This window comes from Sphingomonas sp. (assembly GCF_036269755.1).
Classification (GTDB): Bacteria; Pseudomonadota; Alphaproteobacteria; order Sphingomonadales; family Sphingomonadaceae; genus Sphingomonas.
In genome coordinates this window covers 36,899-63,236 of sequence record NZ_DATBDV010000004.1, presented here as the reverse complement: position 1 = coordinate 63,236, position 26,338 = coordinate 36,899, and the positions used below count along the sequence as shown (strand labels likewise).

At 64.7% G+C, this 26,338-nt stretch carries 21 protein-coding genes and 1 tRNA gene; 6 read left to right on the top strand and 16 right to left on the bottom strand.

Going from position 1 to position 26,338, the window contains the following annotated elements; genetic code table 11:
- The 3 genes from VH326_RS02600 to VH326_RS02590 all read right to left on the bottom strand — a co-directional run bounded on the left by VH326_RS02600 (position 1) and on the right by VH326_RS02590 (position 6,655).
- Positions 1-1,548, bottom strand: a complete 1,548-nt coding sequence (locus tag VH326_RS02600; RefSeq protein ID WP_329630239.1) for an MATE family efflux transporter — start codon at positions 1,546-1,548, stop codon at positions 1-3.
- Positions 1,549-1,626: 78 nt separating this feature from the next.
- Positions 1,627-4,422, bottom strand: coding sequence for a valine--tRNA ligase (locus tag VH326_RS02595; RefSeq protein ID WP_329630238.1), 2,796 nt, complete (start codon positions 4,420-4,422; stop codon positions 1,627-1,629).
- Positions 4,423-4,597: 175 nt separating this feature from the next.
- Entirely contained in the window at positions 4,598-6,655 is a 2,058-nt protein-coding gene (locus VH326_RS02590) for a S9 family peptidase (protein ID WP_329630237.1), read from the bottom strand.
- Between the two features lie 231 nt (positions 6,656-6,886).
- Between VH326_RS02590 and VH326_RS02585 the strand changes: the two genes are divergently transcribed.
- On the top strand, positions 6,887-7,399 hold the full coding sequence (locus tag VH326_RS02585; RefSeq protein WP_329630236.1) for a hypothetical protein: 513 nt from the start codon (positions 6,887-6,889) through the stop codon (positions 7,397-7,399).
- 34 nt (positions 7,400-7,433) lie between these two features.
- On the opposite strand, the gene VH326_RS02580 is transcribed toward VH326_RS02585, so the two are convergent.
- Genes VH326_RS02580 through VH326_RS02570 form a run of 3 tightly spaced genes read right to left on the bottom strand, consistent with a single transcriptional unit; the run spans position 7,434 to position 10,165 of the window.
- The gene (locus VH326_RS02580; RefSeq protein ID WP_329630235.1) at positions 7,434-7,922 is read right to left on the bottom strand and encodes a DUF2497 domain-containing protein; all 489 of its coding nucleotides are present in this window, start codon (positions 7,920-7,922) and stop codon (positions 7,434-7,436) included.
- A 47-nt stretch (positions 7,923-7,969) separates the two neighbouring features.
- Positions 7,970-9,481: a TolC family outer membrane protein gene (locus VH326_RS02575; RefSeq protein ID WP_329630234.1), complete on the bottom strand. Its 1,512-nt coding sequence runs from the start codon at positions 9,479-9,481 to the stop codon at positions 7,970-7,972.
- 18 nt (positions 9,482-9,499) lie between these two features.
- Positions 9,500-10,165, bottom strand: a complete 666-nt coding sequence (locus VH326_RS02570; RefSeq protein WP_329630233.1) for a protein-L-isoaspartate O-methyltransferase — start codon at positions 10,163-10,165, stop codon at positions 9,500-9,502.
- A gap of 176 nt (positions 10,166-10,341) precedes the next feature.
- Here VH326_RS02570 and VH326_RS02565 point away from each other — a divergent pair.
- A tRNA-Cys gene (locus VH326_RS02565) sits at positions 10,342-10,415 on the top strand.
- 63 nt (positions 10,416-10,478) lie between these two features.
- Positions 10,479-10,928, top strand: a complete 450-nt coding sequence (locus VH326_RS02560) for a hypothetical protein (protein WP_329630232.1) — start codon at positions 10,479-10,481, stop codon at positions 10,926-10,928.
- Here the strand turns inward: VH326_RS02560 and VH326_RS02555 are convergent.
- From VH326_RS02555 to VH326_RS02525, 7 genes are all read right to left on the bottom strand, one after another.
- Positions 10,925-11,311, bottom strand: a complete 387-nt coding sequence (locus VH326_RS02555) for a response regulator (RefSeq protein ID WP_329630231.1) — start codon at positions 11,309-11,311, stop codon at positions 10,925-10,927. The two genes, VH326_RS02560 and VH326_RS02555, sit on opposite strands and share 4 nt — an antisense overlap.
- Positions 11,312-11,371: 60 nt before the next feature.
- The gene (locus VH326_RS02550; protein WP_329630230.1) at positions 11,372-13,672 is read right to left on the bottom strand and encodes an ATP-binding protein; all 2,301 of its coding nucleotides are present in this window, start codon (positions 13,670-13,672) and stop codon (positions 11,372-11,374) included.
- 156 nt (positions 13,673-13,828) lie between these two features.
- Positions 13,829-15,172, bottom strand: a complete 1,344-nt coding sequence (locus tag VH326_RS02545) for an EAL domain-containing protein (RefSeq protein ID WP_329630229.1) — start codon at positions 15,170-15,172, stop codon at positions 13,829-13,831.
- A gap of 442 nt (positions 15,173-15,614) precedes the next feature.
- Positions 15,615-17,090, bottom strand: a complete 1,476-nt coding sequence (locus VH326_RS02540) for an efflux transporter outer membrane subunit (RefSeq protein WP_329630228.1) — start codon at positions 17,088-17,090, stop codon at positions 15,615-15,617.
- Between the two features lie 8 nt (positions 17,091-17,098).
- Entirely contained in the window at positions 17,099-18,703 is a 1,605-nt protein-coding gene (locus VH326_RS02535; RefSeq protein WP_329630227.1) for a DHA2 family efflux MFS transporter permease subunit, read from the bottom strand.
- 1 nt (position 18,704) lies between these two features.
- Entirely contained in the window at positions 18,705-19,826 is a 1,122-nt protein-coding gene (locus VH326_RS02530; RefSeq protein WP_329630226.1) for an HlyD family secretion protein, read from the bottom strand.
- A complete protein-coding gene (locus VH326_RS02525; protein ID WP_329630225.1) occupies positions 19,823-20,458 on the bottom strand; it encodes a CerR family C-terminal domain-containing protein in 636 nt (211 codons plus the stop codon). The genes VH326_RS02530 and VH326_RS02525 overlap by 4 nt, the downstream gene beginning before the upstream one ends.
- Positions 20,459-20,636: 178 nt before the next feature.
- Here VH326_RS02525 and VH326_RS02520 point away from each other — a divergent pair, with 178 nt between their 5' ends.
- Together VH326_RS02520 and VH326_RS02515 are read left to right on the top strand one after the other, a co-directional pair.
- The gene (locus VH326_RS02520; protein ID WP_329630224.1) at positions 20,637-20,993 is read left to right on the top strand and encodes a hypothetical protein; all 357 of its coding nucleotides are present in this window, start codon (positions 20,637-20,639) and stop codon (positions 20,991-20,993) included.
- A 5-nt stretch (positions 20,994-20,998) separates the two neighbouring features.
- The gene (locus tag VH326_RS02515) at positions 20,999-21,322 is read left to right on the top strand and encodes a hypothetical protein (protein ID WP_329630223.1); all 324 of its coding nucleotides are present in this window, start codon (positions 20,999-21,001) and stop codon (positions 21,320-21,322) included.
- Between the two features lie 292 nt (positions 21,323-21,614).
- Here VH326_RS02515 and VH326_RS02510 read toward each other — a convergent pair whose 3' ends face one another.
- Entirely contained in the window at positions 21,615-22,328 is a 714-nt protein-coding gene (locus VH326_RS02510) for a TetR-like C-terminal domain-containing protein (RefSeq protein ID WP_329630222.1), read from the bottom strand.
- Positions 22,329-22,393: 65 nt separating this feature from the next.
- On the opposite strand from VH326_RS02510, the gene VH326_RS02505 reads away from it, so the two are divergent.
- Entirely contained in the window at positions 22,394-22,954 is a 561-nt protein-coding gene (locus tag VH326_RS02505) for an inner membrane-spanning protein YciB (protein WP_329630221.1), read from the top strand.
- A 142-nt stretch (positions 22,955-23,096) separates the two neighbouring features.
- Here VH326_RS02505 and VH326_RS02500 read toward each other — a convergent pair whose 3' ends face one another.
- Together VH326_RS02500 and VH326_RS02495 are read right to left on the bottom strand one after the other, a co-directional pair.
- The gene (locus VH326_RS02500; RefSeq protein ID WP_329630220.1) at positions 23,097-24,584 is read right to left on the bottom strand and encodes a hypothetical protein; all 1,488 of its coding nucleotides are present in this window, start codon (positions 24,582-24,584) and stop codon (positions 23,097-23,099) included.
- Positions 24,585-24,765: 181 nt separating this feature from the next.
- Complete coding sequence (locus VH326_RS02495; RefSeq protein WP_329630219.1) at positions 24,766-26,256, bottom strand: amidohydrolase family protein; 1,491 nt, start codon at positions 26,254-26,256, stop codon at positions 24,766-24,768.
- Positions 26,257-26,338 lie beyond the last annotated feature (82 nt).

Sequence of the window (26,338 nt, the reverse complement as noted above, 5' to 3'; positions counted from 1 at the left end):
CTACCCCGTCGGGTGCAAGCGCCCGGCGGGTTCGCTCGTGCCGTGTGCCTGTTCCTCCGCCTCGGGTTCGGGCGGGACGATCAGCACTTGCTCGCGCCAGCGGCCGTAACGGTAGTACCAGGCGGCGAGGCTGAGCGAGACCAGCGACCCGATCGGGAACGCGTACCACAAGGCGTCCGACCCGATCAGCGCCTGCCCCCAGATCGCGAAGCCGAGCCGCACCGGATAGAAAGCGATCGCCAGGATGATCAGCGGCGGAACCGTCGCGCCGTTGGCGCGCACGGTCGAGAACAGCACCATCGTCGCGCCGAACATGACGAACGTCCAGGACGAGATCAGTTGGATGTGCCGCGCGATCTCGATCGCGGGGCTGGCGCGACCGACGAACAAGGTCATCACCTGACGATCGAACAGGATGATCGCGACGATCACCACCACCGTGATGATCGAGTTGTAGAGGATTCCCGACCGCGTGATCGCGCCGACGCGGTCCCACTTGCCCGCGCCGATATTCTGCGCCGCCATGCTCGACACCGCGACGCCGATCGCCATCGCCGGCATCTGGATATAGGTCCAAAGCTGCTGCGACACGGCATAGGCGGCCGCGGTCTCCACCCCCTGCCGGTTTACCAGCCCGATCATCGTCAGCCCGGCAGTCGACATGACGAGCATCTGCGCGCCCATCGGCAGCCCCTTGGCGAGGATCGTCTTCACCAGCGCCTTTTCGGGGAGCAGGTAGCGAAGCTCCGCCCCGCGCAGCCGGATCGGCAAGTCGCGCCAATAGACATAGACCAGCAGCCCCGCCGACGACACGATGCCGGCAAGCAAGGTCGCGGTTGCCGACCCGGCGATCCCCATCTTGGGAAACGGCCCGATCCCGTCGATCAGCAGCGGGTTGAAGCTCGAATCGATCGCGACGCTGAGCGCCATGAACCAGAGCGGCGTCAGCGAATCACCGGTGCCGCGCAGACTCATCATGATCAGCACGCCCAGCATCGAGAAAGGCAGACCAAGGAAGATCACGCGCAGATAATCGCGCGCCATGCCTTGCGCCTCGCCCGGCGTCGCGAGCAGCCGCAGGATTTGCGGCGCGAGCAGCCAGCCGATGATCGCGATCACCACCGCGCCGCCGATCACCAGGCCCACGGCCGACCCGAACGCTCGCCGCGCGCCCTCGATATCGCCGCGCCCGACCGATTGGCCTATCAAAATTGTCGCCGCCATGCCGAACCCGAACACCGCCGAAAACATCAGGAACATGATGATGTTGGCGTTGCTCGTTGCCGCTAGCGCGCCCTCGCCGAGGAAGCGGCCGACCCAGATCGAATTGATCGAGCCGTTGAGCGACTGGAGGATGTTCGATGCGAGCGTGGGGAGCGCGAAGGCGAGCAGGGTGGGGCCGATTGCGCCGACGGTGAGGTCACGGCGCCCGGGGCGATTTGCGCGCGAATGTTCCGAATGTTCGCGGTGACCATGGCCGTCCAGCTGAAGCGGTCCGGACGCCAGCGCGGGTTCGCTTGCGGTGCGCGTTTCGTCGTCGGCGGCCATGCGCGCTCCATGCCAGAGCAAATCCAACTTAGACAGCGCGAAAGCGATTGGCGTTCGTGCGAAAACAGGAAGGCAGATTTAGCCCAGCCGCGCCAGCGCCGCCGACAGCCGCTCGGCCTCGGCCGTTTTCTCGGCATGATCGGCGCGGGCCTTTTCGACCGCCTCGAGCTTGGCGCGCTCGACGAAGCTGGGGTTGTTGAGGCGACCGGCGAGGGAGTCGCGTTCCTTGGACGCGGCTTCGATGGCTTTAGTTAGACGAGCGCGTTCGGCGGCTACATCGATCACGCCTTCGAGCGGAATAACGAAAGTCGCCTCATCGATGACCAGTTGGAGTGCCGCGCCGATGGGCGGTTCGCCGTTGTGGACATCCTGCAGTCGGGCGAGCTTGCGCAATGCGGTATAGGCCGTGTTGATGCGGTTCTGGGTATCGGCGCTCGCGTCACAGACATAAGCGGTCAGCATCGTGCCCGGCGCAATGCCGAGTTCGTTCTTCGCGCCACGGACGCTGCTGATTAGGCGGATGCGCCAGTCGATGTCGGCTATGGCGGCCGGATCGATCGCGGTGGCATCGACTACCGGCCATTTCGCGACGATCAGGTCGTTGCCGCGCGTGCCGAGCTTCGACCACAATTCCTCGGTCACGAACGGCATGAAGGGATGTAGCATGACGAGGATCTGGTCGAGCACCCAGCCGGCGATCAGCCGGGTTTCGTCAGCGTACTGCGGATAGATTTGCGCATCCTCAGTAAGGGTCGGCTTAATCAACTCCAGATACCAATCGCAGAACCGGCTCCACGCGAACTGATAGATCGCGTTGGCCGCCTCGTCGAAACGGTAATCGGCGAGCGCGAGGTCGACCGCCTGCACCGTCTGGATCGTCTCGCCGATGATCCATTTGTTGACCGCCAGCGTCGCTTCGGGCGCTTCGAGCGTCTTGCTCGCACCGATCCCGTTCGATTGGCAGAAGCGCGCCGCGTTCCACAGCTTGGTGGCGAAGTTGCGGTACCCCTCGACTCGCTTCTCATCCATCTTGATGTCGCGGCCCTGGCTTTCCATCGCCGCCATGAAGAAGCGTAGCGCGTCGGCGCCGTAGCGATCGATCAGCCCGAGCGGGTTGACGACATTGCCCTTCGACTTGGACATTTTCTGCCCGTCGGCGGCGCGCACCAGCCCGTGAAGGTAGAGCGTGCGGAACGGCACGTCCTTCATGAAGTGCATCCCCATCATCATCATCCGCGCGTCCCAGAAGAACAGGATGTCGAAGCCGGAAATCAGCACGTCGTTGGGGTAGCGATGCTGCCATTCGCCATCGTCGGGCCAACCCATCGTCGCGAACGGCCACAGCGCGGAGGAGAACCAGGTGTCGAGGACGTCAGGGTCGCGAACCAGCACATAGCTATCGTCGTGGTAAATCGATCCCTTCAGGACATCGATATCTGACACTTCTTCCCAGCTGTCGGCGAACACGATTTCTCGGCCGCCCGCATCAGCGGCAGCGAGCGTCCGAACATGCGCTTCGTCCATGCCGACATAGGTTCGTTCCGGCTCGCCGTTCTGGGGATTGCCGGCCGAGGACCAAGCCGGAATCCGGTGTCCCCACCACAATTGCCGAGACACACACCAGGGCTGGATATTCTCCATCCAGTTGAAGAAGGTCTTCTCCCAACTCTTCGGCACGATCTTGATGGCGCCGGACTTGACCGCCTCGATCGGCCCCTTCGCCAGCGTCTCGGCATCGACATACCATTGGTCGGTCAGCCACGGCTCGATCACCTCGCCCGATCGGTCGCCGTATGGCGTCTGAATCGTCCGCGGCTCCGCGTCGTGCTCGACGCCTTCCTTGTCGACGTATGGGACGAGAAAACCGCCCTCCTTCAAACGCTCGACCACCTGCTTGCGCCCCCAGAAGCGGTCGATGCCGATCAGATCGTCGGGGATCAGGCCGTCAGCGGTCTGCGTCACTTGCGCCTTGGCATCCAGCATATTGAGCATCTCGCCCGCCTTGAACCCGGCGCGCTTGCCCACCTCGAAATCGTTGAAGTCGTGACCGGGCGTAATCTTGACCGCGCCGGTGCCGAGGCTCGGGTCGGCATGCTCGTCGGGGATGACCCTGATCAAACGGCCCGTAATCGGCAGCCGCACTTCCTTCCCGATCATCGCCTTATAACGCTCATCGTCGGGATGCACCGCGACCGCCATGTCGGCGAGCATCGTCTCGGGCCGCGTCGTAGCGACGGTGACCGAGCCCGACCCGTCGGCGAGCGGGTAGCGGATCTGCCAGAAGCTGCCCTTCACCTCGCGAGTCTCGACCTCGAGGTCGCTGATCGCGGTGCCGAGGCCGGGGTCCCAATTCACCAGGCGCTTATCGCGGTAGATCAGGCCTTGGTTGTAGAGGTCGACGAACACCTTGAGGACGGCCTTCGAAAAGCCCTCGTCCATCGTGAAGCGTTCGTTCGCCCAGTCCATCGAGCAGCCGAGCCGGCGGAGCTGCTGGGTGATTTCGCCGCCGCTCTCGCGCTTCCAGTCCCACACCTTGGCGACGAACTCGTCGCGGGTGAAATCGGTGCGCTTCTCCTGGCGCTCGGCCATCTGGCGCTCGACCACCATCTGCGTCGCGATCCCGGCATGGTCGGTCCCGACCACCCACAAAACGTCCTTGCCCTGCAACCGCGCGTGGCGGACGAGAATGTCCTGCAACGTGTTGTCGAGCGCGTGGCCGATGTGCAGCGAGCCGGTGACGTTAGGCGGCGGATTGACGATCGTCCACGGCTCCGCACCCGGCCGATCGGGGCGGAACTGGCCCGACGACTCCCAATGCGTATACCAGCGGCGCTCGATTTCGGCAGGGTCGAAGGTCTTGGGAAGCTCGGTCATGGCACGCCCATAGCCAAGCCAAACCCTATCCGTCACCCCCGTCGCCTACCCTGCCGCCGTCATGCTGAACTTGTTTCAGCATCCACCGGGCAACAAGCGGCGGCAGCGCCGGCCGCACGATGGACCCTGAAACAGGTTCAGAGTGACGGTTTGGGAATTAACCCCAAGAGACCCGCTACTTAGCGCAAGGCTTGTCCTCGCACGTCCGCACGACGATGCCCTTGCCGGTCCACCGGTCCATCCAGCCGAGCACCTCGCGATACCATTGCCGCGAGTTCTTGGGCTTGAGCACCCAATGGCTTTCGTTGGGATTGACGATCAACCGCGACGGAATGCCGCGACGCTGGAGTGCGGTGAAGGCGGCGATGCCCTGGGTATAGGGAATGCGGAAATCGCGCTCGCCGGTGATCACCAGCATCGGCGTCTTCCATTTGTCGACGTAATTGACCGGGTTCCATTTCTCGAACGCCTGCGGGTCCTCGTTATAAGCGTGGCCGCCATGCTCCCATTCGTCGAACCACAGTTCCTCGGTTTCGTACGCCATCGCGCGCGCGTCGAACACGCCGTCATGCTGGACGATGCACTTGAAGCGATCGGGCCAATTCCCCTCGATCCAGTTCATCATATAGCCGCCGTACGACGCGCCGAGCGCGCAGGCATTGTCGGCGTCGAGCCAGCCGAACTTGTCGGTCGCCGCCTTGAGCCCGAGCTTTAAATCCTCGAGCGGCCAGCCACCCCAATTGTTGCGGATCGCATCGGTGAACGCCTGGCCGTACCCCGTGCTGCCGTGGAAATCGACCGCGACCAGGCCGTAGCCGCCGCTCGCGAACAATGCCGGGTTCCAGCGGTACGACCAGCTATTGTTGCTCGATCCCTGCGGGCCGCCATGGACCATGTAGGCGATCGGCACCTTGCCGGTGCTGCCATAGGGCTGCACGGCATAGCCCCACACGGTGTCGCCGTTGGCGCCCTTGAAGTTGAACCGGGTGACGGTCGGCCAGTCGATCCCGGCAAGCTTGTCGGCATTGACGTCGGTCAGCCGTTCGGGAGCGCCGGCGCCGATCCGGTAATAATCGTCGGGCGCGGTCAGGCTGTTCATCGCGATCACCACGCCCTTCGCGCCGACCGCGACGGCGGAGACGTTGCCCTCCTGGGTCAGCCGAGTGACCTTGCCGGTCTGCGCATCGACACGCCACAACGGGTTTTCCTGCGTGTCCTCGGCGGTGACGTAGAGGCTGCGCGAATCGGGCGCCCAGTCGATCGATTCGACCGAGCGATCCCACCGATCGGTCAGCGACACCGCCTTGCCCGTCGCGAGGTCGCGGATCGTCAGCACCAGCCGGTCGCTTTCATACCCCGGCCGGCGCATTGCCAGATAGGCGAGCTTGCGGCCGTCGGGTGACACGAGCGGCTGCGTGTCGGTCGCCTTGTTGTCCGCGGTCAGGTTGACTGGGCGGCTCGATCCGTCGGCGGGCGCTGCGAAGATGTCGAGATTGGTCGACAGCGGCTCGATCCGCCCGGCTTCGCGCAGCGCGAAATAGACGGTCTTGCCGTCGGGGCTCCACGCCACTTCTTCGCCGCCGCCGAACGGCCGCGACGGCGTATCGCCGACCAACGTCCCTTCGATCGCGACGCCGTTGCCGGGGATCGCGCCGCTCGTCAGCGGCAACACGAACAATTGCGATCGCGTGCCGTCGGCCCAAGTATCCCAGTGGCGTACGAACAGCTGATCGTACGTCCGAGCTTCGCCGGCATTGGGATCGCGCTTGTCGGTCGCCGGCTCGAGGCTGGGCGCGCCGGGCTTGCGGTCCGCCCACACCAGCACGCGATCGGCGGTCGGCGCGACCTTGAACCCGTTGAACCCGCCCTTGAAGCTCGACAGCTTGCGCGGAGTCCCGCCCGCGACCGGCACCGACCAGATCGCGTCGTCCGCCGAATAATAGACCAGGTCGCCGACGATTTGCGGATCGTTTTCGTTGGCGTTGGGCTCGGCCACCAGCTTGACCGGCTTGGCGCCGGGCTTGGTCAGGTCGAGCCGCCACAGATCATACCGTCCCTTGTTCGCCGCAATGTCGGTCTCGCGCTGCGCCCAGACCAGCCAATGCCCGTCCTTCGACATGGTCGGCGCACCGACTCGCGACAACATCGTGACGTCGTCGATCGTGAGCTGGCGCGCGCCGGCGGGGATGGCGAAGGTGGCGAGCGCGATGCTCGCGAGCAGGAGCTTTTTCATGGACGTGACGATGGCGCAAGATCGTTGCGTGGGCAACCAGACGATGGAGAGAAACGTCTGGCCGCGAACGCATTCCAGTCGAAACGACCCAAATGGTTCAGGTTGATGCCATTTACCCCCGCTATGGCGCCAACACCGTCTCTTCAATCGCCGCGAATGGGCGCATTCGTCGGATCGCGCGACGCCGGCCAACTCTTAGGCGGCGCGACGCACCATCAACAGGAGAGCGCGATGAGCACCGACGTTACCGTCATCAATATCGAGAGCATGCAGCAAAGCGCGACCGATTCCGGGCTCGGCCCGATCCCGCCGGGCACGACTCCCGCCGACGGCCTGGCGCTGCTGCAAAAACAGTTGCTCGCCAACATCACGAAGGATTGGCCCACCGATTATCCCACCCCCGCGTCGAATGCGCAGGACATGGGCATCATGGGGCCGTGGTCGGACAATGTCGCGGGCACCGCGCCGCCCTGTCTGGTCCAGCAGATCACGCAGGATTTCTCGGCCTGGCAGCTGCCGTCAGATGCGGCGCCGGTCAACGCGATGGCGCAGCAGATCACGCAGGAAGTGTCGTCACGCGGCGGCGCCACGGGCGCGTTCACGGGGACGACCGAACTCGGCGGATCGGAAAACATATATTGGGGGGTCGGTTTCGGCACCGGTGACATCACCGAGGGCTCGCCGGGCAACCCCGCTGAAAAGGGCATCATCTACGCCTTCACGGCAACGCTCGGCTTCGACTGAGAACGCAGCGCCGCCGTTGCCTTGCAGCGGCGGCTCAGCGCCCGCCGGTGATCCGGGCGATTTCCTTGGCGACCATCGATTCGACCAGCTCAGGCAAGTTCTTATCGAGCCACGCGCTGAGCATCGGGCGCAGCATCTCGCGGACCAGCCCTTCGAGCGTGTCCGCGCCCGTCGTCTCGGGCTTCACCACCAGCCGCGACAGCGTGTCGAGCGGGGCGCGGCTCGCCTCGGCTGCCTGGGGGGAGAGGATCGCCGCGGGTGCTGGCGCCGGCGCGACGGGTTGCGACATCGGCATCGGCGCGGGATCGGCGACGGGCTGGGGTTCCGTGGCGGCGACGGGCTCGGGCGCTTCCTCGCGCAATTCGAGCACGTCGTCCTCATCCACCACCTCTTCCGGCGGCGGCGGCGGCGCCGCACGACGGCGCGCGCGGACGGGGCCGCCGCTCTCGACATCCTCGGCGATGATCCGCTTGATCGAGGCCAGGATGTCCTCCATCGACGGTTCGGCGCTTACATCCCCCATATGCAGCCTGCTTTCCTCGATCGACGACAAGCCACGCAAAGGCGAGGCTATTTCCTGCTGCCGTTTGCGGGAGTATCGGGCGCCGTGTCAACCGGCGCGTTGAGGCTGGGGTCGAGCGGACGCCCTTGCGACGAATCCTGCGGCGGCGTGCCGCGCGTGCTCGTGCCAGTCGGCTTGTACTCGGGATTCTCCCCGAAATCGCTCCACTTGCCCTTGACGCGGTTATAGTTGGTCAGCGGGTCGTAGAGCACGCCACCATCAAGCCCGAGGTCGCGCGCTTCCGCCTCGCCCATCGCCGACAGCAAGGCGAAACCGGCGACGTACGCATCGCGCTGCGCGGTCACCAGGGTGACCTGGCTGTTGAGCAATTCCTGCTCGGCGTTGAGAATGTCGAGGATCGTGCGGTTGCCGACGCTATTCTCGGCCCGCACGCCTTCGAGGCTCAATTTGTTGGCCTCGACCGCGCGTTGCGCCGACGCGATCACTTCGAGCGACGACTTCCAGATCGCATAGGCCGACCGAGTCTGCGAAATTACCGCGCGCTCGGTGTCGGTCGCGGTCTCCAGCGCCTGCGCGCGACGCTCCTGCGCCTGACGGATCTGCGCCGAGGGCAAACCGCCCTGGTAGAGCGGCACCGACAACTGGACGCCGACCGTGCCCGATGTTCCGGTCTGGCCGGGGCGCGGGTTAGTTCCGCTGCCGAACGAGCCGAGATAGTTGAAGTAATTACCCCCAACGACGCCCGATACCTGCGGCAGCCGCGATGCGCGCGCCGCGCTGACGTCATAGCGAGTCGCGTCGCCCGCGCGAACCGCAGCGAGCAAGGTCGGGTTGTTCTTGAGTGCTATGTCGACCGCGGCATCGGGCGAATCGGGCAAATTAGGCAAGGGCGGCGGGTCGGCGAGCACCCCCGGGGGCGTGCCGACGAGGCGGATATAGCCTTCCTTGCTCGAGATCAGCTGCGCCTGTGCGCTTTCGAGCTGACCGCGCGCCACCGCGAGGCGAGCGTCGGACTGGGCGACGTCGGTGCGAGTCAGGTCGCCGACCTGGAACCGGTCGCGTGCGGCCTGGAGGTTGACCTCCAGCACCTTCACGTTTTCCTTGTTGAGGCCGACAATCGCCTCGTCGCGGATCACGTCCATATACGCGCCGACCACGCCGACGAAGAGATCTGATTCGGTGCCACGCAGTTGCAACCGCGCCGCATCGGAGCGCACTTCGGCACCCTTGATCGAGTTCGACACTGCGCCGCCGCGGAAGATCGGCACCACCAACTGCGTATTCGCCTGCGCCTCGCGCGCCGGATTGAGCAGCGAGTTATTGCTCGAGCTGTTGAGCGCGTTTTCGGTATAGCCGCCGTTGAGCGTCACGTTCGGCCGCCCCGCTGCCTTGGCGATCGGCACGTTCTCGTCGGTCGCGCGCACGCTGGCGCGCGCCGCGGCCAAGCTCGGGTTGGTGTTGTACGCCTTGAGCAGCGCTTCGCGCAGCGTATCGGCAGTGGCCGGCCCGGCAACCACACCGATCATCGCCACCCCGGCGAGAAGAACGGAAACGCGCATCAGATCCCCAATCTCAAATCAAAACGCAAAGCCGCGCGGCGCGGCGAACCCCGGCAGCGCGACGCAATCCATATCGACGAACGCTCGCAGACCGAACGCCCCCTTGATCGCGCGGCCGGTGGCGAGACGCTTGACGCCACGCTCGACAATGCCGCTGGCGATGCGGCCGCCCGGCGCGACTTGGCTCGTCAGCGTCGCGGGCAATTGCTCGACGCAGCCATCGACGATCAGCACGTCGTAGGGCGCGCCCTTGGCGTACCCCTTTTCGAGCGGTCCCTCGACCAGCTTGACGTTGGCATAATCGGCCAGCGCGGCGCGCGCATGCCTGACGAGATCGGCGTCGCTTTCGACCGCGACGACCTCGGCCACGAGCGTCGCCAACACCGCGGCGGTGTAGCCACCCGCCGCCCCGATCAGCAGCACGCGGTCAGTCGGCAGCAGGTACGCCTCGGTCAACAGCCTGCCCGTTGCCATCGGCACGTTGATATAGCGGCCGTTACCGATCGGTAGCGCCGTGTCGCGATACGCGAGCCGGCGCATGTCCGCGGGCACGAAATTCTCGCGCGGGACGATCGCCATGGCAGTCACCACGCGCGGATCGTTGACCGCGTTGGGGCGCAATTGGCTCTGCACCATCGCATGCCGCATCGCCTCGAAACTAATGTCCGCCGCCGGATCGTTCATGGTCGCTCAATCGCATAACTGTTTTAGTTACGCAACACACTTCGTGCCGCGTGTCCCCTATATGGTGCGCGCCGTTCCACGCCAAGCACTTGCGCGGCGATTTACCGCAACTGCTAACCGGCGATGGTTGACTTGGCGCGACGCGATGCGCAAAGCCCCGCGCCTTGCCGCATCGAGGCCCGATGGCGGAGTGGTGACGCAGAGGACTGCAAATCCTTGCACCCGGGTTCGATTCCCGGTCGGGCCTCCAGCGATTTCACGTATAGTTGCGAAATCGGCTCGCAGACACGCGCGCTTCGCTAGATTTCTGCGAGTGACGGGGGAAAGCGATATAGCGCGAGACGACGATGCCGGTGACGGCTTTCCGGATGAAACTCATCCGCCGTCGAAGCAAGTGGCCGGATGCCTTCTCGCAATAGCGGTTCTGCCACTGCTCGCGCCCATCGTGATTTATTTCGGGAACAGGGGTGACGAGGAGCGAGGCTGGCTTTTCGTCGGCCTTTTAGGAACGTTCGCGCTGATTTTGTATCAGCACAGAAAGAATTACCGGAAGCCGTATTTTGCCGCTGTAGCCCCGGCTCTATTCCTCGCACAGTTTCTTGGCGGGTTGGTCATCCCGCTACCCGACTGGCACATTCGCGGGCGGGCGATCATGCCGTTCGTCATTGTTGCGCTGGTGGCGAATGTGTCCGTCTTCCGGCTCTTCGAGCGGCTTTGGAACCGAAAAGAGCCGCACGGCGACGCTACCGATACGCCGATTTAGAGGATCACATCCCCCTCGCCGCCCGCGAGGATGCGCCCCATCGCCTCGAACAGCGCGTCCATCGCGACCGGTTTGAACAGCACGTCGTCGGCGCCAGCCGCGAGGCAGCGTTCGCGCAGGTCGAGCGCGGTGTCGGCGGTGACGACGATGATCGGCAACTTGCCTTTGGCGTCGGTGCGCGCACGAATCGCGCGGATCGCGGTCATGCCGTCCATCCCCGGCATGCGCAGGTCGATCAGCGCCATGTCGAAATCGCGTTCTTCGATCAGCTTGAGCCCGATCTCGCCGCTTTCTGCCTCGGTCATCGTGGCGCCGGCGACGTCGAGCATATCGCCGACCACGCGGCGATTCATCGGATCGTCCTCGATAAACAGAACGTTCATTCGCGTCCCTCGCAAGGGTGCGGCGTCAGGGTATCGTTTGGCACGCCGCCACCTATCGACCTATGCGGCACGACTATCAACATTATCTTGCATCGCATCCGTAACGATCGCCTCGACCAGCGCGGTTCCGGCGATCGGCTTTGCGATCAGCTGGTCAACGCCGGCCGCGACAAATCGGGCGCGAGCGGCGGCGTCGGGATTGGTCCACAATAGCGACAGCGGCACGCCCGCAAGCGCGCGGATGCCGTCTTCGGCGTTCCCGTTCATCGCGATCGTCGCTTCGTCGGTCAGCACGCGATCGATCCCGCCCGCCGCGACCGCTGCCACGGCTTCGTCGATCGACCCCGCGACCTTGAGCGCAGGCACACGCGGCGTGAACAGCGTCTTGAGCATCGCTCGGCTGATCGGGTTCTTGTCGACGATCAGCAACGCGCCAGCCTGTTCCGCCGGAGCGACCGGCGCTTCTTCGGCGACGCGGATCAGCGGCACCGCGAGCGTGAAGGTCGATCCCTTCCCATCCTCGCTCTCGACCGTGACGTCGCCGCCCATCGCGCGCGCGATGTTGCGGCAGATCGCGAGGCCGAGCCCGGTGCCGCCGAACTGGCGCGTGGTGCCGGCGTCGGCCTGGCGGAACGATTCGAAGATCAATTCGAGCTTTTCGGCCGGCACGCCGATCCCGGTGTCGCGGATCGCGATGATTACTTGCTCGCCGTCCGCGCCGGCGACGACGCCCGACGAGACGTGGACCGAGCCTTGCTGCGTGAATTTGAGCGCGTTCGATAGCAGGTTGAACACCACCTGCCGCAGCCGCGCAGGGTCGCTTTCGATCCGGCTCGGCGCGCCGCTGACGTCGAGGTCGAATGCCAGCCCCTTGGACCGAGCCTGGTCTTCCCACATCCGCGACACGTCCTTGAGCATCGCGGGAAGATCGACCGGCGCCTTTTCGATCGTGAGGTTGCCCGTCTCCATCTTGGCGACGTCGAGAATGTCGTCAACCAGTGCGCGCATCGACACGCCGGCGCCATGCACCACCCCGATGCGGTCGCGCATTGTCGGATCGAGCCGCTGGTCCGCGAGCATGACCTGGGTCATGCCGAGAATACCGTTGAGCGGCGTCCGGATCTCGTGGCTGGTCGTCGCGAGGAACTCGGTCTTGGCCGCCAATGCCTTGCCCAACGCGGTGTTGGTCGCCGCGAGATCGACGTTCGCGGCGCGTACCTCGTTGCGGCTGCGCCGGATCGTGATCAAGCCAAACCCTAGCATCCCGAAAATGACGATGGCGGTGGCGCCCGAGCCGACGAAGATCCAGAATTGGGTGTCGGCGCGCCGCTTCGCATCGTCGCGCTGGAGGTTGGCGATCTTGAGTTCCTGGTTCGCGAAATCGAACTGCGCCGCAAGCGTCGCGGTGTTGATCGACGCCGCTAGTCGCGAGGTTTGATCGTCGAGGCTCTTGATCGCGATAAGTTGCGCGAGCGCGTTCGGCTTGTCGTTCAACGCAACGTAGATATCATAAGCGGTCCGATGAGCCTCCCAAAACTGCACCGTGCTCGCCGATGCGTCGGCAATCGCGAACGCGCGCTGAATCCTGATTCGCGCCTCCGACAGCTGGCGATGCTTGAGGGCGGACAGTGCCGAGAGCGCCCACAATTGCGCGTCATCGTTTGCGTCGCTTCCACCCGAACGGAATGCGAGCGCGAGCGTACGATCGGCGTCCGCCAAACGCCCAGACGACAATTCGTTGCGCGCCAGGCTACGCAGGATGAGCATTTCGCGTTCGGGGCTGGCGAGGATGCGGGCCTGGTCGCGGGCTTTGAGAAACTCCGCTTCGGCCGCGTCGTAGCGGTGCAACTCGCGGAGCGCATCGCCGCGGTTTTGGCGAATTGAAAACAGCAATTGCGGATCGCCGCGATACACTTCGAGCGCCTGGTCGAAATATTTGAGCGCCGCCGTGAAATCGTTGGCATCGAGATAGATCGACCCGATCGCAACCAGCGCCTTGGCCTGATCTCGAGTCTCGCCAACCTTGCTGAAAATCTTGTGCGCGGCCAGGAAATCTACCAGTGCGGCGGGCGACTTGGCGGTCTCAGCGTAATAATTTCCCCGCGCGAACAGGATGTCGCCGTTGAGCTTGGTGTCTTTAGCGACCCGATTTGCCAACGACAACGCCTGCGAAAGTAGCGGGCCTGCTTCGTCCGCGTCCCCGCCACTACGCAAGATACCTTCGCCTTGCAGCCAAAGCGCGGTAGCGAACGCGCGATCGCGAAACGGCTCGGCCAAGCTCTTGGCGAGAACATGCGCCGCCGCGGCCTTGCGGGCCGCGCTGGCGGGGTCACTCGCCATGGTCGTCTGAGCATCGCTCAACGCCCGCTCCACCGGGTCGCTGAGGGAAGCCTCCTGCGCGAACGAAGCAGCCGGCGTCGTGGCGATAGCCAAGACAAAGGCCAAAATGGATGCGAGGCGGCAAATCATGACGGGCTGGACATGGACCAGCTCGCGTTAAGACGGCGCTAAGCGCATTCAGCCGACCCGGCGGAGCGCTCCGGCCCTAAATGTCGCGCGTGCGGTATCGACCAGTGCCGCATCCTTGTGATCGCGCATATAGTGACGGAACGCATCGATCTCGAGCGGGCGGCTGATCAGATAGCCCTGGATCATGTCGCACCCCATCACGCTCAACAACGCGAGCGCGGCGGGAGTCTCGACGCCTTCGGCGGTGACTTCCATCTCGAGCGCGTGGGCGAGGTCGATCGTCGACCGGACGATCAGCGGGTCGCGGTTGCTGCTGGTGAGTTGCAGCACGAACATCTTGTCGATCTTGAGCTCGCGTGCAGGGAGCTGCTTGAGATAAGCGAGGCTGGACAGCCCGGCGCCGTAATCGTCAATCGCGATCTCGATGCCGTGGTCGGCGAACACGTTGAGGTTAGCAATCGCGCTCCCCGGATCGCGGATCACGGAAGTCTCGGTAATTTCGAACCCCAACGACACGTCGGTCGACGTGACGATCTCGCAGGCGCGCTTCACGAACTTGGCGTTGCTGAGCAGTTGCCCGGAAATGTTGATGAAGATCGTGATGTTCTGGCCGTCGCGGCGTAGCAGCGCCTGGTCGGCGATCACTTGCTCGATCGTCCACAGCGTCAATCGGTCGATTTCGCGGCTGCTCTCCGCCAGCGGAATGAAGTCCCCCGGCAGGATCAGCCCGCGAGTCGGATGGCGCCAGCGAACCAGGGCTTCCGCGCTCGCCACTTCCTGGCGGCGCACATGCACCTTGGGTTGATATTGCAGGAACATCTCGCCGCGATCGATCGCGCCCGGCAAATCGCGGCGAAGCGCCAGCGCGTCGGTCATCGGATCGACCTGCGACAGATCGCGCACCACCGGAACCTGTTCGTTGCGCGACTGCGCAAGCGCGTCCTCGACCTCTTCGGCCAGACGGACATCGTCGATGGCGCAGGGCGGCCCCGCCGCGACGCCGATCGCCAGCTCGATCGCGTGCTGCTCGCCGTCGAGATCGAACGGGTCGGCGATGGCGGCGGCCAGCGTGCTCGCGAAAGCGGCGAGCTCGGCGGCGTCGCTAACGCAGCTGTCGACCTCGACCGTCCAGCGGCCGACGACCGCAACCGTCGCGTCGGGCAGCACCGCGACGATGCGATCGGCGACATCGAGCACGAGGTCGTTGGTGCGTGCCACTCCAAGCAGCCGGCGCAAGGTCCCCTGGTTGGATATCTGGAGCAATGCCTGCGCGAGCCATGGTGCCGCTGCTGACGTGTCGGTGGGCTCACGATTAGCCGCGGTCAGCGCCGCACGCCCACGTCGATTTTCGGCCTTGCCGGCAGCTTTGGTCGGTGTGCGAGCGGGCGCCATCGTTCGGGCGATAGATCGATGGGCTGAAAGAACTCTTAAGTCCGCACGATTTGCGCTTTGTCTACTGCCCGTCTTTCCGGTGCCGATCCGATTGCTTTCTGGTTAAATTTCAATTAACAATCGCTCCGTGCCCGGGGTGGGCGCACAAGGAGTAAAGCAATGCTCGCGTTCCTCATTGCGCTTGTCCACGGCGAAACTGTTCGCCCCTGGTAAAGCGGTTTAGACGGCCCGCTTCCCGACGGTTTCCCTCGTTTAAACAACGAGATGCCGACGGAGGCGGGTCGCTCTTTATCTGGAACGTTCCGGCCGACAAACGTGTCGACTTGGACAGCTAAAGCTCTCGAAATTAACTATTTGTTAACTTCTCCGAATCGGATGTTTACCACGTTCGAACAGGCGAAAGACGCGCGAGCATTGTGTTGCCGTTAAGCAACATATCGCGTCAGCCGGCGGTCGAAGCGTCGGACCAGCCCCCACCGATCGCCTTGAACAGTACCACCGTGTCCTGCCGCAGCTGCGCGTCGCTCGCGGCGACGTTTTCGCGCGCGCGCAGCACTTCCACCTGAGTGTTGATGACCGCGTCCTGCGCGACCAGCCCGGCGCGATAGCGCGCCTGGTCCGCGGTCACGGTGCGGTCCGCATCGGCGAGCGCCTGGCGCAGCAGCGCATTGCGGCGGCGTTCGGCATCGATCCGCACCAGCGAATCCTCTACGTCGCGCAAACCCTGCAGCACCGTCGCTCGATATTGCTGATACGCTTGCTCGCGCTGCTCCTTGCGGACGCCGACGGTTGCCTTGCGCCTGCCCCAGTCAAGCAACGGAAAGGTCGCTGCGCCGGTCCCGGTCAGCTGGAGGCTGTCGCCGCTGAACAATGTCGCGAGCGAGGTCGAGATCAGTTGCGCAATCCCGGTCAGGCTGAACTTGGGATAGAGGTCGGCAGTCGCGACCCCGATATCGGCGGTCGATGCCGCCAGATTGCGCTCCGCGGCGCGAATGTCGGGCCGGCGGCGCAGCAAATCGCTCGGCAGCCCCGCAGGGATCGGTGGCGTCGCGCCGAGCGGCGGCAGCGGCTGCGAGAGTTCGCCAAGCAGCTGTTCGGGGTTCTGCCCCAGCAGCACGCCGAGCGCGTGCTTGCGCACTTCCAGGTCGGCCTTGAGCGGCTCGAGCCTCGCCCGCGTCGCGGTGATGTTGCCGCTTTGACGCGTAACATCGATCGACGGCACCAGCCCGACCCGGGCGATATTGCCCGCGATCTGCAGCGCGCGCGCCTGGCGCTCGATCTCGCTGTTCAGCACCGCGACCTGCTCCTGGTCGAGCCGAAGCGCGAAGTACGCGTCGGCAACTTCGGCGGCGAGCGTCACCGCGGCGTCACGGCGGTTCCATTCGGCGGCCTCGGTCCGCGCAAGCGCCGCCTCGACCCCGCGCCGCCCGCCACCGAATATGTCAAGCTCCCAGCTCGCGTCGAACCCGACCGCATAGGTGGTGATATTGTCGCCCGGCAGCGCCACGCCGCCCGCCGTCCCGCCGCCCGATCCGCCGCCCCCCGAAAAGGCGCGCGCGAGCGACGAGAAGCCGGCATTCTTGCTGAACCGGACGTCGGTGACGTTACCGGTGGCATCGACGGTCGGCTTGTATTGCGCGCGCGCCTGAATTTCGCCCAATCGCGCCTGCCGCACGCGGCTGGCGGCGGTCGCCATATCGGGGTTGTCCTTCAGCGCGCGGTCGATCAGCCCCGTCAGCACCGAATCGCCGAACGCCTCCCACCAGCGCGCGGGATCGATCGCCTGCCCCGGCGGCGGCGCGCCCTGCGGTCCGGCGAACGTCGCTGGGACGGCCAGATCGGGCTTGGTATAGTTCGATCCGACGGTGCACGCGGTCACCGCAATCATCGAGACGAGCAGGATCGGTTTCTTGAGCATATCTAGTCCTAATGTCCCATTCCGGCGCCACCGCCCTTGCCCGAGCGGAGCAGCAGGACGAACGGCATCAGCACGAGGATGATCAGCATCAGCGAGCGGAAGACGTCGAGGAACCCGAGCATCGCCGCCTGGCGTCCGACGATCTGGTACAGCACGGCTTGCGGCATAACCGTCGGATCGCCGAGCCCGGCGAACGCCCCCTTCGCCTTCATCATCCAGTCGGTGTAGTTCGGATCGAGCGGGTTGAGCTTCTGCACCAGTTCGGACTGATGCCGCTGAACGGCGTTCGCCAGCATCGTCTGTGCGGTCGAAATCCCGATCGTCCCGCCGAGGTTGCGCGCGACGTTGAGCAAGCTCGACGCCTGCGCGGTCTTCTCCCTTGGCAGCCCCTGATACGCGACCGAGTTGATCGGCACGAACAGGAACGGCAGCGCCATCGCCTGGTACAATCGTCCGGTCGCCGCGTCGAAGAAGGTGATGTCGGCCGACCAGTGCGACATGTTCCACAACGCCGCAGCCTGCACGAACAACGCCCCGCCCAGCAGGATGCGCGCATCGACCTTGCCCGTCAGCCGCCCGGCAAACGGCACCGCGACCAACGTCGCGAGCCCGCCGAACGTCATCGCCAGCCCGGCGTCGAACGAGCTGTACCCCAGCACTTGTTGCAGCATTTGCGGGATCAGCTGAGTCGTGCCGAACAGGATCACCCCGGTGATGCCCATCACCAGCAATGTGACGGCAAAGCTGCGGTTCTTGAGCAGCTTGAGGTCGACCACCGGGTCCTTGTGATTGAGCTCCCAGAATACCAGAGCGATCAGCGACACCGCCGAAATCGTCGCGGTTGCGATGATGAAGCCGCTCGAAAACCAGTCCTCGCGTTGGCCGCGATCGAGCGTCAGCTCGAAAAACCCCAGCCCCGCCGCGACCAGCAGCACGCCGATATAGTCGATCCGCAGCCCGCCCGCGATCCGCTTGGCGCGGTCGGCCTTCACTTGCTCGGGCTCGGCGACGAACAGATAGGTGAGCACGATCGCCAGGATTCCCACCGGCACGTTGATCAGAAACACCCAATGCCAGCTCCACGTCTCGGTGATGTAGCCGCCCAACGTCGGCCCGAGCACGGGACCGACCACGACGACGATCGCGAACGCCGCCATCGACATGCCGCGTTTTTCGGGCGGGAAGCTGTCGACCAGCATCGATTGCTCGACCGGTGCCAGCCCGCCGCCGCCTATCCCCTGGAACACGCGGGCGATCACCAGCGTCGTCAGGTTGGGCGAAATGCCGCACACGAACGACGCAATCGTGAACAATGCGATCGATATCAGGAAATAGCGCTTGCGCCCGATCGCGTCCGACAGCCAGCCCGAGATCGGGATGACGATCGCGTTGGCGACCAGATAGCTGGTCAGCACCCAGGTCGCCTGGTCGACCGTGATCGACAGCCCGCCCGCGATATGATCGAGGCTGACATTGGCGATCGAGGTGTCGAGCACTTCCATGAAGGTCGGCAGCGAGATGATGCCGACGATCAGCCAGGGATTGTACGGTCCCGCCGCCGAGCGGCTGGCATCCCATCCGCCGTGCCCCGCCTTGGCGGCGGCGCTCGCCACGTCAGCGAACCTTGACCGTCGGCACCACCGACATGCCAGGCCCGATCGGGTAGTTGCGCGGATCGGGGTCGCCCTTGCTGACCACGAAGGTGATCCGCACCGGCACGCGCTGCACCACCTTCACGTAATTCCCCGTCGCGTTCTGCGGCGGCAGGATCGAGAAAGCCTGACCGGCGCCGCGCTGGATCGAATCGACTCGGCCACGGAATTTGACGTCGGGAAAGGCATCGACCTTGATCGCGACTTCCTGCCCGATCCGCATGTCCTTGAGCTGGGTTTCCTTGAAATTGGCGGTGATCCACATCGTATCGGGGACGATCGCCATGATCTGCGACCCAGGCCCTACATACGACCCGGTATTGACCTGGCGGTTGACCACTTGTCCCGACACCGGCGCGGTGAGGCGAAGGTCACCGAGCGTGATCCGCGCCTGCTGCGCCTGCGCGCGGCGCGCAGCCACGGCGGCGTTGGCGGCGTCGGCTGCCTTGCGCGCGACCGCGATCTGGGCATCGGCGCTCGCCACCTGACGCCGCGCAGCGGCGGCCTCGGCCGCGGTCGAGCGCGCGTTGGCGCGGGCCTGGTCGAGCTGCGTGGCCGCGACCGCCGACCGATCGATCCGCGCGAGATTCTCGTACCGCGCCAAATCCTGCGCCGCCTTGGTCGCCGCAGCGAGCGGCGCGAGCGACTGCGCGCGAGTCTGGTCGCGCGTTGCGGTCGCCGCCGCGATCTGCGCCTGCGCCTGGCTGAATTGCGCCTGTGCCTGGCCGACCCCGGCTTGTGCCTCGGCGAGTTGCGCCTCCGGTCCGTTGGGCTTGATCACCGCGAGCAAATCGCCCGCCTTGACGTGACGATTGTCGATATCGGCGACCTGGACGAGAGTCCCCGCGACTTCGGGCGCGATGCGGACGATGTGTGCGTCGACGAACGCGTCGTCGGTGGATTCGAACTGTCGCGCGTGGAGATAATAGAGCGTGCCGCCGATCACCAAGGTCGCGACCACGGCGATCAGGATGATCCAGAACAGCGGCTTGCGGAAGATCGGAGTCTTCTTCTCGCCGTCCTTGCCCGCTTCGCCTTCGCCTTCGCGGCGATCCTCACCCCCGGCCGTCTCTTGTTCGCTCATGCTTGCTCCTGTCGCTCGGCGATCATCCGGTCGAGGATGGCGTCGATATTGGCCACGACCCGCGCGGCATATTGGTCGATCACGTCGCGGCTCAGCGTCTCGCGCTCGAGCATCTTGCGGCACGTCGCGCGCGCCGCCTTCAACACCAGCACCTGGCCGAGCAAGGAAATCGCGGCGATCCGCGCCCCGGCGCGATCGTGCGCACCGGTCGCGACGCAGATTAGCTCGACCAGCACGCGCGCAGTCTGCCCCATCGGGCCGGCATAGATCCGCTCGAACGCCTCGGTCGGCGCGAGCTGCTCGCGCATGATGAACAGCGCCCAGGCATTGCTGCGTTCGTCCTGCAGCCGTTCGAGAAAGTTGCGCATGATCGTGGCGATCGCCGCCCGCGCCTCGGCCGCGTCGCCGCGCGCGATGATTTGGTCGAACACCGTCACCGATTCGAGGTCGCCCATCTGCTTGGCGACTTCGTCCGCAGCCGCGAGATAGAGTCCCTCCTTGCCGCCGTAATGATAGGTGATCGACGACATCGCCGTGTCCGCGGCCGCGGCGATCTCGCGCGTGCTGACGCCGTCGAGGCCGTGCTGGCCGAATTGCTCGATGGCGATGTCGAGGAGTCGTTGCTGGACCACGAGCGCGCTTTAGTTCGTTCGAACGAACACGCAAGCTGATTCTGAGCAGGGGGATTACCGCCCCGCACGGCTCCAAAACGGCCGGACATCGCGGCGGTTCCGAACGTCGCGAGTTTGCGCAATATTCACGACTTGGCGGCTAGGCCAGCGGCAAGTGCCACTTGCCGAAGAGGATCGGATGAAAGACCGCCAGTTCACGATCGTGCTCGCACTTGTCGTCGCCGCGGGGCTCGTGATGGGGCTGGTCGCGTTCCGCATGACCGGCGGCGCGACAAACGCCGACGCCGCCGCGCCGGCCGCAACGTCGAACGCGCACGCGCCCTCGCCCGCCGATTCCGAGACGGCAAGCGAGGGCCAACCCGCCGATACCGTCCCGCAATCCGAAGAGACCGGGTCGCAGAACGGCGAGCCGGTAGCGCCGACCAAGGAGCCGCCGGCGATGCAAGGCCCCGGCAATGGCGATCCGCCAGGCACCGCCGCCACGCCAAGCGCGCCCGCGGCGGTCGGCGGCACGCCGTCCGGCGCACCGCAATAGTGAAGATGCGCCGCCCAGACGCTCGCGTCTGGCTGGTCGCGATCGCGTGCGTGCTCGCCGCGATCGTGATCGGCGTCATCGTCGCGCTGTCGATAAATCCGACGCTCGACTCCAAACCGGCGCCCGCGCGAACGCCTGCCGCAGCCATCGTTGCGATCGACCCGACGCCAGCTGAGAATCCCTCGCCCGCGGCATCACCGGTGAGCCCGCCGCTTACCCCGGCCACCGTCGCACCGCCGCGGCCCAGCAGGCCGACGCCCCACCCTGCCCCACCGCCCACGCCAGTCGAGCAAGACCAGGTCACGGTCACGACGATCAATTCCTGGTAGCCGCCGCCTTGCGACAAATTGTCACACATCCGCCATTGCGTTGCGACAAAGCGGACCTACCTAGGCTCCGTCGCGGGGAGTCATCCCCTTGCTTGCCGCGACCGGGCCGGCCGTCTTCCCCCCTTTGACGCCGGTTTCCCCGAACTACGGGGCGGTCCCCCCCGGACCGCCCCATTTTTTTGCGCAGTTCGCTGGCGGCGCGGCGCCGGACGACCGCTATTGGTGGATTTCAGACCGACGGGTTCCAAGCAAAGGCGCTGCTAAAGCGGACGTTCGCCACTGCCTAGCTGGATCATTCAAGCTCCAGCATTGCTCTAAGCAATACCGGTGCATTGAGTGCCGGAACGCCGCCATCGAACAGGGCTTCTAGGCGGCCGTCGAGCAGGAGCATCGCGTAGCCGTGAACCATCGTCCACGCGCGGGCAACGCGTGCGGCGGCAGCTAACGAGCCGCCGCCAAGCTGTGAAACGGAGTGCGCAGCGGCAACTGCCCCTTTCAATAGAGCATACGATTCGTCGCTCGCCTTCCTGAGTGCTGGGCGCGAGGAATCCAGCCGCTCGCCACGAAACATCAATTGGAAGAGGCCCGGATTAGCTACCGCAAATTCGACATAAGCAAATCCGATCGCGTTGAGTTTGCTCTGCTCGGTAGGTTGGTTCGACGCGGCCAATCGTAGACGATCGCTCAAGCGATTGAATCCTACTGCCGCCAGTTCGCTGAGCAGACCGGTGAGATCATCGAAATGATTCTTGGGCGCGGCGTGCGACGCGCCGGCTTCTCGGGCGGCTGCGCGCAGTGTCAGGCCCGTGATGCCGTCACGTTCGAGCAGACGTTCAGCAGCCGCGAGCAACGCCTCGCGTAAAGCGCCGTGGTGATACGGCCTTGCCTTAGCTGGCACGTCACTTCCCGACGAGGACGGCATAATCGGCTCTCCTAAGTTGACACTGTAAATATCTTCTTGACCTGCGCCATGCGCTCCGTCAATATTGCCGCTGTCAATATTCACGGAGCTAGAATTATGATCCTGTCGATGCAGCCAGATTCCGCTCTTTCGATGGTGGACCAGCGGACATGAGACAGCTGCTCTATGCCGTTGTCCCGCTGATATTCGACTCGCTCGGCGTGATCGTTTTCGCAGTGCTGATGGCCACGCATGTCGAGCTGATCGCTGCTACTGTCGTCGGCGCGGCGACGGCGATTGCTGTCGTTGGCTGGGAACTTGTTCGCCGACGCCCGGTCGCCGCTGTGCAATGGCTAAGTTTGGTGCTGGTTATCGTCGGGGCGACTGCGACGTTGGTAACGCGCGATCCGCGGTTTGTAATGGCCAAGCCTACTATCGTCTACGCGCTGGTCGGCGCGACGATGATGCGGCGCGGCTGGATGAACCGCTACGTTGCGCCGGAACAGCTTGCGGGCGTCGAGGACCTTATGGTGCGCTTCGGCTATGTTTGGGCGGCTCTGATGTTCTTGACTGGGGCGACAAACCTGATCGTCGCGCTGGTTTTCACGGCGTGGTGGCCCACCTTCCTCGCTGTTTTTCCGCTCGCTTCCAAACTGTTGCTCTTTGGCTTCCAGTTTATATTCGTTCGCGTGATTGGAAACCTGCGATCACAACGACTCGCGGCGATCTAGCGGCAGTTACCGAGAACTATCCACGATGTCGGCTTTCGCGGCACCTGATCCAGGCTTTGAATGACAGACATTGGGTCGGAAGCTGCTGTTCCGAACGAGCGCGCGCGCTCTGCCCGCCAAGCGCCCTCCCGCTCATGAGATTCTAAGCGGGCAGGTGGATGCGAACCTGACCACCGGCAGCACGCATCGCGCTCACCACCTCCGGGCGCTTGAGTATTCGATCATAAGCGGCGGCGAATGGCCCTTTCGGAGAACGAGGATCGGAGGCGTCATAGTCCGCCACCGCCAGCATGGCTTCGCGCCGAGACTCGGGATTAGCAAGTCGCCTGACAAGCGATGCGGCTGCGGCATCTTCATCCCCGACGCATAGCTCCAACTCAGTAATGACCGGCGGAGCATCACGTTCGTGCACGATTGCCTCCGCGAGTTCGGCACGAGCCTTGTCAAGCCGCCCGAGCACTGCATTGGAACACCCGCGTATTTTGCGAACCAGCATTGCCCCATATGGGCTAAGATCAGGCTTCTCTCCCATCTGATCGAGCGTCGCGATCGCATCGGCTGCATGCCCGAACCCGTACTGACGGCCCGCCAGATTGATTGCCTGGTCGACGTTGAGGAGCTTGTCCCCCGGGCCACGCACCCCCTGGTTATAGGCGTCGACCATCTCGTCATACTTGCCCGTCGCCGTATAGGCGTCCGCCAGCGCATCCCACGTCCAGCGGAGCCTGTCCTGAATATCTTCGAAGGTTTCCGGAACAGCGGCGCGGGCCACGGCTGTCTTGAGCATAACGATCGTTTCGTCGCTACGACCGAGCAGATTGAGGTCGCGCGCCACGGCGTTGATTGCGGCGAGGGACTTTGGATAGAGCTCGATCATTCCGCGATGTCGCTTCAGGTCGGCCTCGACCACGGCGCGGAAATCGACGGGTTTGCCGCGCAACGCCAGCAGGGCCGGATCAAACGCGACTTCGATCATCGCGTTATAGCCTTGGAGATCAGCGAGCAGTGCGCGCGCCTCGTCCTTTTTCCCAGCAGCGATCAGCTTTCGGGCATACAGCGCGCGCAGATAATCACCGGTACTGTCGATCTTCGCCACAATGTCGTCGGGATCGTAAGCGCGGTTAGCGAGGAGCGCGAGCAACCGCGTATCGTTGGCCGCATCGCCGCTGCGCTCGAGCCTGACATGCAATTGTATGAGAATGACCGGGTCGAAGCTGTTCAATGCTCCACCACGACCAGCGGCGAGCATGTGCTCGATCTTTTCAACCGCAGGTGCAAATCGACCCGCGTTGAAATCTGCGATTACGGGGACCCGCCAGGCGAAGTTCGAACTATTGTCGAGGGCCATTTCGCGGTTCGCATAATCGACAGCTTTTGCATAATCTTTCGCTTGCCATGCGCAGTCGATAACCAGATCATACGCTTGAGATACATCTTCGGCGGCCGCAGCGCCCGACTTGTCAATGACGATGGAGGCCAGTGACACAGCCTTCGGACAGTCGCCATCGCCATATGCGTGAATAGCTTCGGCAAGCCCTTTAGCAGCGTCGGGGTGCGCATCTTGCGCGACCACGGGCGAAATCGCCAGCGCGCCGAGGAGCGCAATTCCCATTAGAACGGAATGCGGCATGCTATCTCCCCCTGTCATCAGTGCACTGATACTGTTGGACTTCCGCAGGCCGCGCAAGATCATAGCGGCCAGAAATCACTCCGCGCGCACCCATCGATCGGTCGCGCCTTGGATTTCGGATACGGCCCGTCCGGTCCGCTTCTGGGTCGAAAGACGTCGTCGCGCGATGCGCGAGCTTCACTCAATACTCCCCATACCGCCCCCGCACCGACGCCAGCAGCGCGGCCGGATCGTAACCGATCCCGTCCTTGAACACGGTCGCCACATTCTCGATGTCGGCGATGCGCTTCGACGGATCGCCCTTGACCAGCACAAGGTCGGCGTCCTTGCCGGCCGCGATCGAACCGATCCGCGCATCGACTCCCATATAGATCGCGCCGTTGAGCGTGCCGATGCGGATCGCCTCGACCGGCGTGAACCCCGCCTCGACCAGCAACTCGATCGCGCGCTGATCGCCGAAGCCGGGCAGCACTTGCCCGCCGCCGGTCGGATCGGGGCCCGCGAGGAGCAAGCCGCCGGCCGCAACGAACGCGCGCTCCATCGCCAGCTCGTTGGTCCATTGCTTCGCCGCCGCGGCCGCAGCGGCTGGCGGGCGTTGACCCGTCAAAGACCGGACATAGAAATAGTCGGTGCGCGCTTCGACGCTGAGCAAGTCGAGCTGGCGCTGCGGCAGCGTACGATAGCCAGGCGACGCGCCCTCGAACACCGGCAGGGTCGAAGTCACCGCAACGTGCCGGTCGACGAGCAGCTTGATCAACACCGCCCCCTCGGCGCTGCCCGGCGTCATCGCGGTCAGCGTCGGGCCGCCGCTCGTCGGCGGACAGGTATCGGGGGTCTTGCCGGGATCGAGCTGAGTGTTGACCCAGAAGCCGTGTTCGAGATCGTCGATCCCCAGCGCCACCGCCTCGGGATAGGTCACCGAGCAGAGATGCCCGGTCAGCTTGAGCCCGCGTGCGTGCGCCGCGTCGATCGCCGCCTTCAGCTCGGCGCGCGTGATGTCCATGTACGCCTTGAAGCTCGTCGCGCCCTGATCCGCCCAGAAATTGACCGTCCGCGTCGCGTCGGCAGCGTCCTTCAATGCGTGCATCTGCATGAACGGCGACCCAGCGCCTTCGAGATACGGCCCGGTCACATCCATGTGCGGGCCGGGCAAAGTGCCGGCGTCGATCAAGCCCTTCATGTTGAGGTCGGTGTACGGCTCGACCGATCCCGTGGTGCGCAGCGTCGTGACGCCCGCCGCGAGATACATGCGCGGCGAGGTGAAGGTCATTTGCGGGACCATCACCGGCGGCTCGCTCCGGCCCTCCGACGTGAGGTTGGGCCGCGCGATGTAATATTGGTGATCGTGCATCCCGACGATGCCGGGCATCACGCTGTCGCCGCTCGCGTCGATAGCGCGATAGCCTGCAGGCACCGGATCATTCCCGCCTACGATCCCGGCGATCTCGCCGCCGTCGATCAGCAATGTGCGATCGTCGAGCGGCGCGGCCCCGGTGCCGTCGATGATGCGCACATGGACCAAAGCGGTCTTCGCGTCGGAGACCTTGACGAACGGCAACACCGCCTTCCCCGGCGCGGCAGGCGGCGGCAAAATTCGTGCGGCCATGTCGACCCGAGCGGGCGACGCTGCGCCGAGCAAGGCGAGCGTGATCAGTGCAAGCAAGCGGCGCATGGAGTTTCCCCTGTCGATGCCCGATGATGCGCCAATCCCGGACGGGCGGCAATCGCCTGGCTTGCGCGGTCGGGAGCGCGCC